The 12,865-nt window shown below is 49.9% G+C and carries 12 protein-coding genes; 3 read left to right on the top strand and 9 right to left on the bottom strand.

Translation table 11 applies throughout. From position 1 onward, the window contains the following. Positions 1–7: 7 nt before the first annotated feature. On the top strand, positions 8–580 hold the full coding sequence (nadD, locus tag J3P40_RS03375; protein WP_256002976.1) for a nicotinate (nicotinamide) nucleotide adenylyltransferase: 573 nt from the start codon (positions 8–10) through the stop codon (positions 578–580). On the opposite strand, the gene J3P40_RS03370 is transcribed toward nadD, so the two are convergent. Further along, entirely contained in the window at positions 577–1,299 is a 723-nt protein-coding gene (locus tag J3P40_RS03370) for an SAM-dependent methyltransferase (protein WP_256002975.1), read from the bottom strand. The two genes, nadD and J3P40_RS03370, sit on opposite strands and share 4 nt — an antisense overlap. A 268-nt stretch (positions 1,300–1,567) precedes the next feature. Between J3P40_RS03370 and J3P40_RS03365 the strand changes: the two genes are divergently transcribed. Continuing rightward, entirely contained in the window at positions 1,568–2,803 is a 1,236-nt protein-coding gene (locus tag J3P40_RS03365) for a DUF6600 domain-containing protein (RefSeq protein ID WP_256002973.1), read from the top strand. 92 nt (positions 2,804–2,895) lie between these two features. Next, a complete protein-coding gene (locus J3P40_RS03360) occupies positions 2,896–4,476 on the top strand; it encodes a peptide chain release factor 3 (RefSeq protein WP_256002971.1) in 1,581 nt (526 codons plus the stop codon). A gap of 10 nt (positions 4,477–4,486) precedes the next feature. Here J3P40_RS03360 and argH read toward each other — a convergent pair whose 3' ends face one another. The 8 genes from argH to argG all read right to left on the bottom strand — a co-directional run bounded on the left by argH (position 4,487) and on the right by argG (position 12,854). Next, positions 4,487–5,818, bottom strand: a complete 1,332-nt coding sequence (argH, locus tag J3P40_RS03355) for an argininosuccinate lyase (RefSeq protein ID WP_256002970.1) — start codon at positions 5,816–5,818, stop codon at positions 4,487–4,489. A 29-nt stretch (positions 5,819–5,847) separates the two neighbouring features. Next, complete coding sequence (locus J3P40_RS03350) at positions 5,848–6,918, bottom strand: M20 family metallo-hydrolase (RefSeq protein ID WP_256002969.1); 1,071 nt, start codon at positions 6,916–6,918, stop codon at positions 5,848–5,850. Positions 6,919–6,923: 5 nt separating this feature from the next. Then, positions 6,924–7,742: a pyrroline-5-carboxylate reductase gene (gene proC, locus J3P40_RS03345; protein WP_256002968.1), complete on the bottom strand. Its 819-nt coding sequence runs from the start codon at positions 7,740–7,742 to the stop codon at positions 6,924–6,926. A 6-nt stretch (positions 7,743–7,748) separates the two neighbouring features. Further along, positions 7,749–8,537, bottom strand: a complete 789-nt coding sequence (argB, locus tag J3P40_RS03340; protein WP_256002967.1) for an acetylglutamate kinase — start codon at positions 8,535–8,537, stop codon at positions 7,749–7,751. Between the two features lie 5 nt (positions 8,538–8,542). Continuing rightward, positions 8,543–9,505 (bottom strand): Rossmann-fold NAD(P)-binding domain-containing protein, encoded by a 963-nt coding sequence (locus tag J3P40_RS03335; RefSeq protein WP_256002964.1) that lies wholly within the window; start codon positions 9,503–9,505, stop codon positions 8,543–8,545. Beyond that, a complete protein-coding gene (locus tag J3P40_RS03330) occupies positions 9,502–10,635 on the bottom strand; it encodes an aspartate aminotransferase family protein (RefSeq protein ID WP_256002961.1) in 1,134 nt (377 codons plus the stop codon). The genes J3P40_RS03335 and J3P40_RS03330 overlap by 4 nt, the downstream gene beginning before the upstream one ends. Before the next feature lie 64 nt (positions 10,636–10,699). After that, positions 10,700–11,671 carry an N-acetyl-gamma-glutamyl-phosphate reductase gene (argC, locus tag J3P40_RS03325; RefSeq protein ID WP_256002959.1) on the bottom strand — a complete coding sequence of 324 codons (972 nt, stop codon included), beginning with the start codon at positions 11,669–11,671 and terminating at the stop codon, positions 10,700–10,702. Then, positions 11,661–12,854 carry an argininosuccinate synthase gene (gene argG / locus J3P40_RS03320; RefSeq protein WP_256002958.1) on the bottom strand — a complete coding sequence of 398 codons (1,194 nt, stop codon included), beginning with the start codon at positions 12,852–12,854 and terminating at the stop codon, positions 11,661–11,663. The genes argC and argG overlap by 11 nt, the downstream gene beginning before the upstream one ends. Between the last annotated feature and the right edge of the window lie 11 nt (positions 12,855–12,865).

Genomic DNA, 12,865 nt, shown 5'->3' with positions numbered 1-12,865 from the left:
CGAACCAATGAAAACGGGATTATTTTTCGGTTCCTTTAACCCCATTCATACCGGCCATTTGGTTATTGCCAATTATATGGCGGGATTTACCGGGCTGAAAGAGGTCTGGCTGGTCGTTTCGCCTCATAATCCGCTGAAAAAGCGAAGCAATCTGGCAAACATGTACGACAGGCTGGAGATGGCGCGGCTGGCGACTGAAAATAGTGAGCAGCTCAAAGTCAGCGATATCGAGTTCGGACTTCCCCAGCCCTCCTACACCATTGATACGCTAACATATTTAAGGGAACGCTACCCTGGAAAGGACTTTGTTCTGATCATGGGAGCAGACAATATGGCTTCTTTCAAAAAATGGAAGAATTACGAGCTTCTGCTTAGGGATTACCAGATTTTTGTGTATCCGAGGCCAGGAGCAGACCTATCGGTGTGGAAAGGTCATCCCTCCGTAACGATAACCGATACACCTCAAATGGACATCTCATCTACCTTCATCAGGAATGCGATCAAAGAGGGCCGCAACGTACAGTTCTTTGTACCCGACAGTGTACTGGACTTTATAGACGGAAAACAGATGTACCGTTAGGTATTCCTGTAAATCAGAAAAATCGCCGGACGTTTGTGAAGATCCGGCTTTTCCTTTCTCCACAGTGCAACCGACTGTGTTTTTATATATTCGCTTTCAGCGGTAAGGTCGCATGCTACACAAAAGGCAGTGCTGGGTTGACAGGTCTTCAGCACTTCTTCAAAAAGTTGATTGTTTCGAAAAGGGGTCTCTATAAACAGCTGCGTCTGCCTATTTCGCTCGGCGAGCTGTTCAAGTTCCCTGAGCTTCCTCGAACGCTGAGCCTTATCGATCGGCAGGTAGCCATGAAAAGTAAAGCTTTGCCCACTAAAGCCTGAAGCCATCAATGCAAGCAGTATAGAACTTGGCCCTACAAGCGGAACTACCCGCACGCCACGTTTATGCGCTTCAGCAACAATGTCCGCCCCGGGATCAGCCACACCAGGACAGCCGGCTTCGCTCATAAGCCCTACATCTTTACCGGACAACAGTTGTTTAAAAAAGTTACCTACGGGGCTATTGCGGTTATGCTTTCCATAGTCGTGTATAATAAGTTGCTGCTGAGGCAGCCTAATTCCCGCCTCCTTAAGAAATTTTCTTGCCGTTTTTTCGTTCTCAACAATATAAGTATCAATACTATTGATGGTGTCGACCAGGTAAGGGGTAAAGGATTTCTGCGCTGCAGCATCGGCAAGGGGTACGGGAATCAGGAACAGTGTGCCTGGCTGGGTTTTATTCATGTAGCAAAAGAACTATATTTTAGGTACTTGAACTATTTTTCTGAGAATTTTTATGGAATCAGGACAAATAATGCATCCTGATATAAGGTAAAGACGAGTTGAGTCGTCTCATCGAAACTAAATATTTTAAAAAGTTTGAACAACGAACTAATATTATGCTTTAACTACACTAGTCAATGTAATATTTCTCAGACAAATTAAACTTTGTCGCCATTTGGAACTCATATTGACATATAAAGAGCGTTAGGTAAATTAAACACACACACAAATGAACAACATGATCAAATTACCGGCAATCGTGCTGGGGCTACTGCTCCTGCTGACCGGCAGCACACAACAGGTTATGGCTCAGGACGAGGAGGTTTCGCTCCAATCCTTCTATGATGAGCTGTCACCTTACGGGACCTGGATCCAGGATCCGCAGTATGGCTATGTTTGGCGCCCCGATGTGGATCAAAGTGATTTCCGGCCATATTATTCTAATGGCCGATGGGTGATGACGGAGTATGGCAACACCTGGGTGTCTAATTACGACTGGGGATGGGCACCGTTTCACTACGGTCGCTGGGTATATAACCGCTATAACCAATGGGTATGGATACCTGATACCGTCTGGGGACCGGCCTGGGTAAGCTGGAGAAGCGGCGGCGGCTATTACGGCTGGGCGCCTCTGGGTCCCGGCATGCATGTAAATGTAAGCGTTAATATTCCATCTTTATGGTGGGTATTTGTTCCACACAGAAACATCTATTACGACAATTTCCCAAGGTATTATTCACGCAGAAACGTGACCATCATAAACCGGACGACGATTATCAACAATACCTATGTTCGGAACAACCGCACATATTACAGCGGACCGAGGGCCGCTGAAATCAGCAGGTATACCGGACGTGATGTAAATGTATATTCGGTAAACCGTACAAGCAGACCGGGCAGAAGTGGCATCAGCGGCAGGAACCTGGAGGTCTATACACCTTCAAGAAGCAGTCGCGATAACGGCCGCACGGCCGCTGCCCCAAGAACCTCGGTAAGGGGCGAAGGATACACTGCAACCCGCCCTGAACGCAGTACACGCATCGAGGCTGGCGAACGCTCATCAAGACCGCAGGGCAGGGAGACTATCTCTCGCGGAAGTGATAACGACCGCAGCGGACGGGCTGTTGAAAGCCGCAGTGCTGAAGGACGTGTGTCGAGAAACAGGACCAATGAAGTGCAGGAATCGAGGCCTCAGCCGGCAGAACAACCGCGCGTGATGAGGCAGGCACCAAACGAATCCCAGCCTGCACCACAGCGTATGGAACGCCCTGCACGCCAGGAGCGGCAGGAACGCCAGCCACAGGCACAACCGCAGCGTCAGGAAAGACGTGTTGAACCAAGGCAGCAGGCGCAGCCGCAGCGGATCGAACGCAGTGCACCTTCGAGAGGCCCTGAAAGCCGCGGAAGCCAGCAAGGTGGCGGAAGAGAGCAATCTTCCCGTTCTTCGCGGGGCGGAAGGGGTTAGAAATTCCGCTGGTCAATCATTAAACTGGTGTCCCTTAAAAAGACACCAGTTTTTTTTATCTTTGCAGCCTTTTGTCACAGGCTTAACCCTTTATGATCCATCCGGAAATAGAAAAACGTAAAACATTTGCCATCATCTCTCACCCCGATGCCGGTAAAACGACGCTTACTGAAAAGTTCCTGCTTTTTGGGGGAGCCATAAATACCGCCGGCGCGGTAAAGCGCAACAAGGCCAACCAGAGCAATACCTCCGATTTCATGGAAATTGAAAAGCAGCGTGGCATCTCGGTGGCAACTTCAGTGATGGGCTTTGAATACAGTGGCAAACGGATCAATATACTGGATACGCCCGGGCACAAGGACTTTGCAGAAGATACCTACCGGACTTTGTCGGCTGTCGACAGTGTTATCCTGGTGGTCGACTGTGTTAAAGGCGTGGAGGAGCAGACAGAGAAGCTGATGTCGGTTTGCCGCATGCGGAATACTCCAGTGATCATCTTTATCAACAAGATGGACCGGGAAGGTAAGGATGCATTCGATCTGCTTGACGAAATTGAAAATAAACTCAATATCAGTCTGTGCCCGCTTTCCTGGCCAATTGGCCAGGGCCATACATTCAAAGGGGTTTACAGCATCTATAATAAACACCTGAACCTTTTTGAACCGGATAAATCGAAAATCAGTGCTCCGGTTATAGAGGTGAGTGATCTGGACGACAAAAACCTGGTCAACTTTTTAAAGGAAAAGGAACTGGATACGCTGAAGGGCGACCTGGAGCTTGTTGAGGGCGTTTATGGCGAACTGGATCAGGAACTGTATAAAGAAGGTCTGCTTGCCCCGGTGTTCTTCGGCAGTGCCATCAATAACTTTGGAATCAAGGAATTGTTGGACACCTTCATTACCATAGCACCAAGTCCGAAAAGCCGCGAGGCTGAACAGCGGGAGGTAATGGTCGAGGAAAAGAACTTCTCTGGTTTTGTCTTTAAAATCCACGCCAACCTTGATCCGAAACACCGCGACCGTATTGCTTTTCTCCGCATTTGCTCAGGTAAGTTCGAGCGCAATAAATTCTATTATCATACGCGCCAGGACAAAAAGCTGAAGTTTTCGAACCCGATGGATTTCATGGCGAACGAAAAAAGCATCGTGGAAGAGGCCTGGCCGGGCGACGTCGTAGGCTTGTACGACAGCGGAAACTTTAAAATAGGCGACACGCTGACCGAAGGCGAGAAACTCCAGTTTAAGGGCATCCCAAGCTTTTCTCCGGAAATATTCAAGGAGCTGGAGAACAGAGACCCGCTTAAGACCAAACAGCTGGAAAAAGGCATACAGCAGCTTACAGAAGAAGGCGTGGCGCAGTTGTTTATCATGCAGCCGGGCAACCGTAAGGTGGTTGGCGCTGTAGGGGAACTCCAGTTTGAGGTAATTGCATTCCGTCTTGAACATGAATACGGTGCTAAGGCTGCTTTCAGGATGCTGAGCTATACGCGATCATCCTGGGTTACGTCGACCGACAAAAAGAAACTGGAAGAGTTCCTGAAGCGCAAACAGCAGCATATCGGCGAGGACAAAGACGGCAATCCTGTGTTCCTGTCAGACAACGACTTCATGATCAGTATGACCATGCGCGATTATCCGGATATTCAGTTCCACAAGACCTCGGAGTTCAAATAGTTACACGCACCTAGGCAAGCAGCTCCTGGATAGCGTTATTAACCTTCTCAAAGCCAAACTGGGAAAGTACCTGGCCCATCATGCCTTCAATCTCCGCATTGCAGAGATTGCCCAGACTGCCCTCGTGCGTATGGCGCAGATCGGTATCTGGTTTAAAGCTGCCCTGTTCTATCGCTTCACCAACGATCTTATAGGCCTCCCTGAAAGGCGTTCCTTTCAAAACCAGCTCGTTAACCACCTCTACGCTAAACAGGTAATCGTATTTTTTGTCGTTTAAAATGCCATCCTTGACGGAGATATGCTGCAGCATAAAGGCCGTCATCTCCAGGCATTCATTGAGCGATGTGATGGCTGGAAACAGGTTTTCTTTCAACAACTGCAGGTCTCGGTGATAACCAGAGGGCAGGTTCGTAGTCATCATCGCAATCTCATTGGGCAATGCCTGTATCTTATTGCAGCGCGAACGGATCAGTTCAAATACATCCGGATTCTTTTTATGCGGCATAATGCTCGATCCGGTGGTAAGTTCTGCCGGGAAGCTGATGAAATTAAAGTTCTGGTTGATGAACAGGCAAACGTCCATCGCCATTTTGGCGAGCGTTGCAGCGACTGAAGACATCGCCTGCGCAAGGATACGCTCGGTCTTGCCCCTGCCCATCTGTGCATAGACCACATTGTAATTCAGCGTTTCAAATCCGAGCAGCGCGGTGGTCATCGTCCGGTTGAGCGGAAAGGAAGATCCGTATCCTGCTGCAGAGCCAAGCGGGTTTTTGTTGCAGACCTTCCAGGCGGCAAGCATCAGTTCCATATCGTCGACCAAACTCTCCGCATATGCACCAAACCACAAGCCGAAGGACGAAGGCATGGCAATCTGCAGATGCGTATATCCCGGAAGTAGCTTGTCTTTATGCGTATTGCTCAGTTCAATAAGTTTACCGAAGAGCAGCGCCGTGTTACCAACCAGCTGCTCTATACTGCTTCTGAAGAACAGTTTGAGATCGACCAACACCTGGTCATTCCGTGAACGTCCACTGTGAATTTTCTTGCCTGCCTCACCGATACGTTGAGTAAGCAGCCATTCCACCTGTGAATGCACATCCTCCACACTGTCTTCAATCTGGAATTTTCCGGCAAGGATATCGGCATAGATCTGCTTCAATTCGCCTTGTACAAGCCGGAGATCCTCAGGTGTCATCAAGCCAATGCTTTCCAGCATCTGCACATGTGCCAGCGAACCCAGCACATCAAAAGCGGCCATCTGCAGGTCCAGCTCACGGTCTTGACCCACCGTGAAGGTTTCAATATCCTTGTTTACGTTTACGTTCTTCTGCCAGATCTTCATACCTCAAAAATACAATAAATTATAGCCAATCATTCTCCTGCCTGAATTACAGGCCCGAGCATCCTGATATACAGGTCAATTCCCTCGCTGATCTCGTCTACATAAATAAACTCATCTGCCATGTGCGAACGGCCGGAATCACCTGGGCCCACCTTTACCGAGGGGATACTTAGCAAGGCCTGATCGGAGGTAGTTGGCGAGCCGTAGGTTGTCCGCCCCAATGCGATGCCGGACCGGACAAGAGGGTGATCTTTGTCGATAGAAGAAGGCTTGAGCCGGATCGATCTCGGCTTAACATCGCAGTCTACATTGTTGCGGATGATCTTAAGAACTTCCTCGTTTGTGTACGCGTCTGTGACACGCACGTCAACCGTGAATGTGCAGGTCGCGGGCACCACATTGTGCTGCGACCCGGCGTTGATGATCGTGACGCTCATTTTCAGCGGCCCGAATACTTCCGAGACCTTCGAAAAGCGGTAGTTTCTAAACCATTCAATATCTTTAAGCGCTTTATAAATAGCATTATCGCCTTCCTCACGTGCGGCATGCCCGGCTTTACCGGTCGACGTGCAATCCAGGACAAGCAGGCCGCGCTCAGCGATCGCCAGGTTCATTTGTGTAGGCTCTCCTACGACCGCGAATTCTAGTTCGCCAAGATCAGGAAGCACAAGTTCCAGGCCGTTGTTTCCCGAAATCTCCTCCTCGGCCGTAGTGGCCAGACAGATGTTGTACTCCAGATCCGCCCTATCATAATAATACAGAAATGTCCCAATAAGCGAAACGAGGCATCCTCCGGCATCATTGCTGCCCAGTCCATATAACTTGCCGTCTTCCACCGCAGCATCGTAGGGATCGCGCGTATAGCCCGAATTGGGCTTAACCGTATCGTGATGGGAGTTCAGTAATAATGTGGGCCGGGCCGGATCGAAATGCTTGTTATATGCCCATACGTTATTTAGTTTCCTGTGGGTTCGGACACCGCGCTGCTGCAGGAACTGCTCAATAACATCGGCGGTCTTATCTTCCTCTTTGCTAAAAGATTGGATACGTATTAATTGCTTGAGCAACTCCAGGCATTCCGCCTGTATTTGTTCTATCATAAATGCTATTCTTTGGTGTATAAGGCGCCTGCTTTCTGGGCAGACAGCTTGATGCCTTTGATCAGGGATGAGCTGAACCCGTTATGTTCCATTTCGTTCAGTCCCGCGATGGTACAGCCTTTTGGCGAAGTCACTTTATCGATCTCCTGTTCCGGATGCGATGCCATTTGCAGGAGCAGATCGGCTGCACCTTTTGCAGTCTGAACAGCCATCTTCAGCGCCTCGTCGGCATGGAAGCCGATCTCCACTCCGCCCTGCGATGCGGCGCGTATCGCCCTCAGAAAGAAGGCAATGCCACAGGCGCAGAGCGCAGTTGCAGAGGTCATTAGCTCCTCATTGATCCTGACTACCGAGCCCACAGTTTCAAACATACTGGTTACCTCAGCTATATTTGACGCAGTTGCGGAATCGCTGGCTACGCAAGTCATCGACTGTCCGATGGCTATGGCCGTATTCGGCATTGCTCTGATCACCTGCACCTCATCGCCGAGCTTGGCGCGGATGTCAGCACAGCTTACACCTGAGGCGACGGATATAACGACATGCCTTCTGGCGGAAATGACCGGCTGGATCTGATCGAGTAGTTGGTTTAACTGCTGCGGCAGTACGGCCAGCACAATGATCTCGGCGGCCTCGGCCGCCGCCGCATTGTCTGCACTTACCACAAAACCCTGCGCCGCAAATTCGCCCAGATGAGCAATATTACGTCTGGTCAGACTGATTTGCTCCGGTCGCGCATAGCTGGCTTTCACCAGGCCTTTGGCCAGTGAGATTCCGATGTTTCCGCTTCCGAGAATGGCGATATTGCCTGCAAATTTTTTCATCTGTTCTTATTTTGTTAACCGTGTTCCAAAGCCCTGCTGCGCCAAATGCGACAGTTCATCGGCGTTGCCTATATATACATTGCTTACGCCGCTTCTAATGGCTTCAAAAGCGTTGTGCAATTTAGGAATCATTCCTCCGGAAACAATGCCCTCCTGCTTCAATCCTTCGAATTCATCCATTCTGATCTCAGATACCAGCGAATTATCATCGTCTATGTCGCGCATAACGCCCCTCTTCTCAAAGCAATAGATCAGCGATGTGTCGTATCGGGCCGACATAGCAACGGCTACTGCCGAGGCGATCGTGTCGGCATTGGTATTTAGCAGCTGCGAATCGCCGTCATGCGTGATCGCACAAAGCACGGGAACCATTCCGGCCTCGAGTAAGCTGCTCAACGCAGTCGCCGATACCGAACCCGTATCAAGATCGCCCACAAAACCATAGTCGATCTCCTTCACCGGACGTTTAACCGCTTTGATGACGTTACCGTCGGCACCAGTCATCCCTATCGCATTGCAGGCCCGGGCTTGTAGCTGGGCAACGATATTCTTATTAATCAGTCCTCCATAAACCATCGTCACGATCCGCAGTGTCTCAATATCGGTAATGCGGCGCCCATCCACCATCTTAGCCTCGATACCCAGGGAGTGACCCAGTTCGGTGGCAATCTTACCACCACCATGCACCAGTATCTTATCTCCCGGTAATGCGGTAAAGTCGGTCAGAAATTCATGCAGTTTTTCCGAATTGTCGATAACGTTTCCACCTATCTTAATGACGCTGAGCTGTTTCATATACCTTAAAGTTTTTCGAGCATTTGCTTTAAAACTGCCTGCGCTGCCCAGAGGCGGTTGCCGGCTTCATGGATTACGAGCGAGCTGGGCCCGTCGAGCACTTCGGCCGACAATTCCAGATCACGGCGAACGGGCAGACAGTGCATCACCCTGGCGTCGTTGGTCACCGTAAGCTTCTCATTGGTCAGCATCCAGCCCTCCGGATAAGGCAGCACCTTTCCGTAATCTTTATAGCTCGACCAATTCTTCACATAGATATAGTCGGCTCCGCTGAGTGCTGCGTCCAGATCGTAACTGATCGCCGCACCTTTGCTGAAGTCCTCACTCAACTCATATCCTTCCGGCTGGGCGATCGTAAAATCGAGCATATCGAGTTCCTGCGCCTTGCACATCCACTCCGCAAACGAGTTTGGCACCGCCTGTGGCAATGCTTTAATATGCGGTGCCCAGGCAAGAACCACTTTCGGCTTGCCTGCGCCCTGCCAGGTTTCTTTGATTGTCACCAGATCAGCCAGGCTCTGCAAAGGATGCCGCGTGGCACTTTCCAGACTCACTACAGGAACTTTGCTATAGGCTATAAACTTGTTGAAAAAATCTTCACTGTAATCCTCTTCGCGGTCGGCCAGCTTCGGAAACGACCGTAGCCCGAGGATGTCACAGTATTGCCCCATTACCGCTGCAGCCTCACGGATATGTTCTACAGTGGTGCCGTTCATCACAACGCCATCCTGGGTTTCCAGAGCCCAGCCTTCTTTGTCCATGTTCATAACCATAACGCTCATGCCCAGGTTCAGCGCCGCTTTCTGGGTGCTAAGCCTGGTACGCAGACTAGGGTTCAAAAATACCAGTCCGAGTGTCTTGTTCTCACCAAGGCTTTTATGCGCATAGGGGTTTTCCTTTAAAGCCAGCGCATCGCGGAGCAGCTTACCGATGTCTTGCACATCGTGTACGGAAGTAAATTGGTTCATCCTTTTAAAGCAATTTTAAATTCGTTTAAAAAATGATCTGCCTGGGCCTTGCTAAGATTCAATGCAGGCAACAGCCTGATCACATTGGGCTTAGCCTCTCCGGTAAAGATCTTATGCTTGAACAGCAGGTCTTTCTTTATGTTTGACAACGATTCAGGTAATTCTATCCCGATCATGAGTCCGCGTCCCCTCACCTCCTTTACGCCTTCTATCTTATGCAGTTCGGCGATCAGGTAACTTCCTATGTCCTCTGCGTTCTTCATCAGTTCGTCCTGCTCAATAACTTCGAGCACGGCAAGCGCAGCTGCACAAGCAAGGTGATTTCCCCCGAATGTCGTGCCCAGCATGCCATGCCATGGACTAAACTTAGGCGATATCGAGATTCCTGCAACGGGAAAACCGTTTCCCATACCCTTGGCCATCGTATAGATATCGGCATTTACGCCTGCGTAATCGTGGGAATAAAAAAGCCCGGTACGGCCATACCCACATTGCACGCTGTCGGCTATATACACGGCATTGTACTGATCACAAAGCGAACGGATCTGTTGCAGGAAACTTACCGAAGCCTCCCTGATTCCGCCAACACCCTGAATACCTTCTATGATGACAGCAGCGATCTCGTTGCCGAATTCTGCGAAGGCTTTGGCCAGTGCACCTTCATCGTTATGCGGCAGAAACACGACGTTATCGGTTTCGTTGACCGGCGCAATGATCTTCGGGTTATCTGTGGCAGCAACCGCGAGGGATGTCCTGCCATGAAAAGCGCCTTTAAAGGCGACAATCTTTTTGCGGCCATTGTAAAACGAGGCCAGCTTCAACGCGTTCTCGTTTGCCTCTGCGCCCGAGTTGCACAAGAAAAGCTGGTAGTCTGTTTTACCGGAAACCTGGCCCAGCTTTTCAGCCAGCTCTACCTGGAGGGGAATCTGAACAGAGTTGGAATAAAAACCCACCTTGTTCAGCTGATCTGTCAGTCGCCCTACATAATGCGGGTGTGTATGACCAATAGAGATCACCGCATGTCCGCCATACAGATCCAGATATTCTTGTCCCTCAGCATCCCATACGGTACTGCCCGAAGCTTTGGCTATTTCAATATTGTTTAAAGGGTATACGTCAAATAAATTCATGTTGTTGTCGTTAATGCCGGTTAAGGCAGATAAATAAATACAGAAAGGTCTTGTTGGCCCCGGTCTAGAAAGCCTGGGCCTTAAGCCGTAGCCCTTCGCTTTCAGGCAATCCGAACATAAGGTTCATGTTCTGGACGGCCTGTCCGCTTGCACCTTTCAATAAATTATCTATAATACTGACCACAAACAGCTTGCCGCCATGTTTCTCGACATGCACCAGCGCCTTATTGGTGTTCACGACCTGCTTCAGGTCGATATTTCTCGGGCTGACATGCGTAAAAGGATGACCCGAATAATACTCCGTATACAGTTTTTCGGCCTCCTCAGCTGTTAACGAACAGTCGAGATACATTGCTGCAAGAATACCCCTGGTAAAGTCGCCACGCTGCGGAATAAAGCTGATCTCGCCGTCAAATGAAGCATCAAGCTGCTTGAGGCTCTCCCCAATCTCGTTCAGGTGCTGATGTCCGAAGGCTTTGTAGACCGACAGGTTGTTGTTTCTCCAGCTGAAATGTGAAGTGGCCGACAAGCTCTGTCCCGCTCCGGTTGAGCCCGTGGTGGCATTGATATGGATCTCACGGTTCAGCAGCCCATTTGCTGCCAGTGGCAGGAGGCCGACCTGGATGCAGGTGGCAAAGCAGCCCGGATTCGCAATTTTCCCGGCTTGTCTAATGGTTTCCCTGTTCAGTTCCGGCAAACCGTAAACCCAATCGGCGCCCGCATTCACTTTCAACCTGAAATCCTGACTGAGGTCGATGATCTTTACGGTATCGGCTATTCTGTTCGCATCCAGAAATTTTTTAGCGTCGCCATGGCCTACACACAGGAAAAGCACATCGATGTTGTCAGACAAGCCCGCCGCAAAACGTAGCTCAGTATCACCAAAAAGGTCGGTATGTACATCTGAAACCAGGTTGCCTGCGTTGCTGCTGCTCTGCACAAAGATGATCTCTACCGAAGGGTGGTTGACCAGCAAGCGAAGCATTTCGCCGCCGGTGTATCCTGCGCCGCCTACTATCCCTGCTTTAATCTTCATTGCCATTCACTTTATGCCAAATCATGACCTGGTTGCCAAAAATCTTCGAAAAGCCTTTAACGTCTTCACCGCTCCAGGCATTGTTCATCTCGCCGTAGCTGCCGAACTTGTTGCTCATCAGGTCGTGTGCCGACTCGATACCGATAATATTAAAGCGGTATGGAAGCAGCTCCACGAATACTTTCCCGCTCACCACCACCTGTGTATCTTTCAGGAAGGCTTCAATATTGCGCATAACCGGGTCGTGAAACTGCCCTTCATGCAGCCAGTTGCCGTAAAACGATGCCAATTGCTCCTTCCATGACAGCTGCCACTTGGTAAGAATATGCTTCTCCAGCGTATGGTGCGCTTTTATGATCACCATCGGTGCCGCAGCTTCAAAGCCTACGCGGCCCTTTATCCCAATAATGGTATCTCCAACGTGGATGTCCCTGCCAACACCAAAAGGCTGTGCAATGGCCTGAAGTTTCTGAATCGCCTTAACCGGGCTCATCGCTTCCCCGTCTATACCAGTAAGTTCGCCCTGCTCAAAAGTCAGCTCCAGCCTGCGTGGTTCGGTTTCAGTGACCTGGGTCGGCCATGCCTCTTCCGGAAGGGTGTCGTGAGAAGTCAAGGTTTCTTTCCCGCCCACTGAAGTCCCCCAAAGCCCCTTATTGATGGAATATCTGGCTTTCTCGGCACTATATTCTACGCCATGCTTGGCCAGGTATTCTATTTCTGCCTCACGCGATAGTTTCAGATCCCTGATCGGCGTGATGATTTCCACCTCAGGAATCAGAATATTAAAGATCATATCGAAACGCACCTGATCGTTACCTGCGCCTGTGCTGCCGTGGGCAACATAGTCGGCCCCGATTTTTTTCACATAGTTTGCAATTGCCGTTGCCTGGCTCACACGCTCGGCACTCACAGAAAGCGGATAAGTCGCGTTCTTGAGCACATTACCAAAGACCAGGTATTTAATACAGCTGTTGTAATAGTTGGTGGTATCATCAACCACCGCATGAGAAGCAACGCCCAGCGAATAAGCCCGCTTTTCGATCTCCTGAAGTTCTTCATCCGAAAAACCACCGGTATTTACGATGACCGAGTGTACTTCTAATCCGCGGTCCTGGGCCAGGTAAATGCAGCAAAAAGAGGTATCTAATCCTCCGCTAAATGCTAAAACTACTTTCTTCTTCATTGGATATTACA

The organism is Pedobacter deserti (assembly GCF_024436415.1).
Classification (GTDB): Bacteria; Bacteroidota; Bacteroidia; order Sphingobacteriales; family Sphingobacteriaceae; genus Pedobacter; species Pedobacter faecalis.
The sequence above is the reverse complement of the archived record's forward strand: the minus strand, read 5'-3'. Positions and strand labels throughout refer to the sequence as shown.